We start from the raw sequence: 4,155 nt of genomic DNA on the forward strand, positions 1-4,155 counted from the left end.
CCCGCGTGGTAGGAACTGCGAACCAACGGACCCGAACGGACATGAGTGAAACCCATCTGTTTAGCGATCGCACCCAGTCGCTCAAATTCCTCAGGAGTCCAATAGCGCTGCACTCTCAGGTGTTCCAGAGAGGGACGCATATATTGCCCTAAGGTGAGGCGATCGCATTCAGCACGGCGTAAATCCTCCATGGCTTCGATTACCTCCGCTTCCGTCTCTCCATGTCCTACCATTAATCCTGACTTCGTGGGAATTGTCGGGTCAAGGGCTTTGACGATGCGGAGAACATTCAGCGATCGCTCATATTGGGCACCCCGGCGCACTTGTCCTTGCAGTCGTTTTACGGTTTCAATATTGTGGTTATAACAAGCTGGACGCGCCTGAACCACCGTCTTCACCCGTTGACGCTGCAACTCGGTTGGCGTTTGATTCTCCTTTCCTCTCCCGCCCCAAAAATCTGCCGTTAGCACTTCAATTTGGGTCTCTGGATTCAATCGCCGGATCGCATCCATTGTGGCAACAAAACAACCCGCACCCTGATCCGGTAAATCATCTCGCGCCACTGATGTCAGTACCACATACCGCAATCCCAATAACTGAACCGATTCGGCAATTTTCTGGGGTTCTTCGGGATCAAGAGGCATCGGAGCATGACCCTTATCCACTTGACAAAACGCACAAGCACGGGTGCAGGTGGGACCCATCAGCAAAAAGGTCGCCGTTTTGTTGGCATAACACTCCCCGCGATTGGGACAGCGCCCCTCTTCACAGATCGTGTGAATTTGCCGTTGTTTGACAATGCGCTGAACCGTAGAGATATCACTGGCATTACCAATGGGGCGTCGCAACCAACTGGGTAGGGCAGTAATTTCCTCTCGCCAAAGGTTTTTAGCAGACAGATTGGGTTGAGTCGGCAAATCCATAATAATTGTGGTGAGCTATCAGCAACAGTGTTACTCTGTACGATACAAATAGTAAAGCATTTTACTTCGACCCTGATTTGAGCCGAGTTTTGCTCTCAACCAACCAAGCAGATTAATCTAGAATCATGGACAACGAGTGCTTTTGGGTTCAATCTCAAAACAGCAAAAGAGTTACAGGTGTCGGTCGGTCATCCGTTGTTTTCCCGCAAACAGACTCGGTGAGGTCTGTCTGAGTGGAGTTATGGGGTCTGGTCTACCTGGGCTGAAGACGTTTTTCTTTTACCTTTGCAAAGGAGTCAGTCGTGGCAAGCCATAAAATATTAGTTATTGATGACAGTAGAGTCATCCGGATGCGTGTTAAAGAAATGTTGCCGCCCGGTAACTTTGAAGTGTTAGAAGCCAAAGATGGTATTGAAGGTCTTAATCAGATCCGTCAGGAGCATCCCAACCTAATCATGTTAGATTTTCTGCTTCCTAAAATGAGTGGTTGGGATGTTTTTCAACAAATTCAAAGTGACGGTACTCTCCAGAGCATTCCGTTAGTATTAATGTCAGGTCGTAAGGAAGAAGTAACGGAGAAGATACCGGAGCCGTTTGAGTATTTTGCCTTCGTCGAAAAGCCCTTTGAAAAGAAGCAACTAGTTGATGCGATTAAGGAAGCGATGGCGAAGGCGAAAAAACGCCCCGTTATGGCTCCGCCACCCAAAGAAGAAGCCCCTGCGGGTGAAGCTTCTGGTGTTTCATCAGACGAAGTTCAAGCATTAAATGCAAAAATTCAACATTTACAGTCAGAAGTTGATGGGTTGAAAAAACAAATGGGACAACTCGTGTCATTTATTAAGCAAAAACTCAAGTGATCTTCAGCATAACCGAGATTTGAACTCGGTGAAAATATGAAACGGCTCAATTCCTATTTAAACTCAGATCGCCTCCGGCAAGTTCTCACATTGAGTGCGATCCTTGCCGCTTTTGGCATTAATGTCTGGGCAAATATCGCGCCGATTGGTGGACTAACAATCGGCGAAATCTCCAATACTCTCTTTGGGGAAATTAAGATTATCCCAGCCAGCTATGCTTTTGCTATATGGGGGATCATTTATCTGGGTTTGATTAGTCTGGGGATCTATCAGGTACTCCCTAACCAGCGGCAAAATACTTATCTGCGTCAGATGGGTTATGGTTTAGTGCTGGCGAGTGTTGCCCAGATTGTTTGGGTATTTTTGTTCCAGTATCGCCAGTTTGCGCTGTCGCTGGTGGCGATGCTGGGGATTTTAGTGCCACTGATTCGAGTGTATTGGCGGTTGGGCATTGGTTCTGTCCGGGTGTCTCGGAAAGAGAAATGGTACATCCACATTCCCGTGAGTATATATTTGGCGTGGATCAGCGTAGCCACAATTCTGAATGTGGCAATTGTACTCTATGACCTTGGCTGGAATGGTTGGGGGATTGACCCCTCGGTTTGGACGGCAATTGTCCTGCTTGTCGGGGCGGCGATCACAGCAACGGTGATTATGCAGCGATCGGATATTGCTTTTCCTCTAGTGATTGCTTGGGCGTATATTGCGATCGCACTGCGTCATACAGATACCCTACTGATTTCCGGAGTCGCTGGGGGATTCGCGATCGCGCTTTTGTTATTCGCTGGGTTGAAACGTTACCGCAACTGACAGATATGGGGTCTTAATAGCTGTTGGATATCAATTTGTCAAGTAAAAATAAACTTTTGTAAAATGTAAATATCCATACAAAAAACTGCATAAGGGTCAACTCCTGAGATACACAAGAGGGCACAGAGGTCAACATCTGACATCTGCACACAATTTTCTCTACACAGGAGAGACTCTTATGGCATCTCACGACGAATCCTTCTCCACCTCCACCGAATTAGCTCTGATGTTTGGTAATTTCTTTGGTGTAGCAGAAGCCGAGAATTTGTCGCTTGACACGGATAGTTCGGGTACGGCAACTGAGAAGTTTGATCAGACACCTCAAGCAAACATCGTTTCAGGTAGGCAAACAGGCTTAGAACTCACTGACAACGGGACTCCACAGGCAGAATCAACGACAACGCCAAATCTGTTAGCCGCTCAGACTCCAACCTCTACAATCAACGTTAACTATAACGGTTTTTCCACCGAAGCTCAAGCGGCATTTGAATACGCGGTTGATATCTGGGAAAGCCTGATTGTTTCGCCAGTTCCGATTGAAATTGAAGCGGATTGGACTCCTTTAGGAAAAGATACAAATATTCTCGGTTCTGCTCGATCCAATGACTATTACTACAACTTTGCCAATGCTGCCTACGCCAATACCTCGTATCCAAGCGCCCTCGCCAATAGTCTGGCTGGCTTCGATTTAGATACCACTGCCCATGATATTAATGTTAACTTCAATAGCAATTACTCGAACTGGTATTTTGACACTGATGGCAATACACCAACAGGAAAGACTGATTTTGTTTCTGTTGTATTACATGAGTTAGGTCATGGCTTGGGGTTTAGTGGTAGCATGAACTATGACTCCAACACTAAACAAGGGAGTTGGTGGAGCCAACCCAAGATTTACGATCACTTTACGGTGAATGGTTCCGGTCAAAAACTTATCGATACATTTCCGAATAACTCTGTTGCTCTAGGCGCTCAACTCATCAGCGATAACCTGTTCTTCAATGGGAGTAATGCAGTTGCTGCCAATGGTGGCACGAATCCCAAACTGTACGCTCCTAGTATATGGGAATTGGGTTCTAGCTATGCCCACTTGGATGAAGCGACTTATGGAAGTGGAAGTTCTAATGCTTTGATGACACCTCAAATTACTCCAGGAGAGGCTAACCATCATCCGGGTGCGGTAACATTGGGAATTTTTGAAGATTTAGGTTGGATAATCAATTTTCAACCTCAATCTGACTTGTGGGGATGGGACTTTAATGTCACTCCAGAACCCCTCAATGCAGGTGATAGTTTTGACATTGATTTTGACATTATTAATACGGGGAGTAGCGCTGGTGCTTTCGATGTTTCCTTCTATCTCTCCAGTAATAACACGATTAGCACCGTAGATCATTTCTTAGGCAGTACCACGATTAATGGGTTAGCCGGGAACAGCATGGATTCTTTTACAAAAAGCTTAAACTTGCCCGGAGTTAATCATTCCGTCTGGAATGGGGATGGCACATACTACATCGGGATGCTGGTTGATTCGGGAGCCGATGTTACCGAAACCAATGAAACCA

At 46.3% G+C, this 4,155-nt stretch carries 4 protein-coding genes; 3 read left to right on the forward strand and 1 reads right to left on the reverse strand.

All coding sequences use genetic code 11. The features are described 5' to 3' along the window. On the reverse strand, positions 1-923 hold a 923-nt coding region (lipA, locus tag ACLFWI_RS27730; protein WP_446415613.1), incomplete at its 3' end, for a lipoyl synthase. 302 nt (positions 924-1,225) lie between these two features. Here lipA and ACLFWI_RS27735 point away from each other — a divergent pair. The 3 genes from ACLFWI_RS27735 to ACLFWI_RS27745 all read left to right on the forward strand — a co-directional run. Next, complete coding sequence (locus ACLFWI_RS27735; protein ID WP_446415614.1) at positions 1,226-1,780, forward strand: response regulator; 555 nt, start codon at positions 1,226-1,228, stop codon at positions 1,778-1,780. A 36-nt stretch (positions 1,781-1,816) separates the two neighbouring features. After that, the gene (locus ACLFWI_RS27740; RefSeq protein WP_446415615.1) at positions 1,817-2,590 is read left to right on the forward strand and encodes a tryptophan-rich sensory protein; all 774 of its coding nucleotides are present in this window, start codon (positions 1,817-1,819) and stop codon (positions 2,588-2,590) included. Positions 2,591-2,768: 178 nt separating this feature from the next. Beyond that, on the forward strand, positions 2,769-4,155 hold a 1,387-nt coding region (locus ACLFWI_RS27745; protein ID WP_446415616.1), incomplete at its 3' end, for a CARDB domain-containing protein.

Source organism: Coleofasciculus sp., assembly GCF_046539235.1.
Taxonomy (GTDB): Bacteria; Cyanobacteriota; Cyanobacteriia; order Cyanobacteriales; family Coleofasciculaceae; genus Coleofasciculus.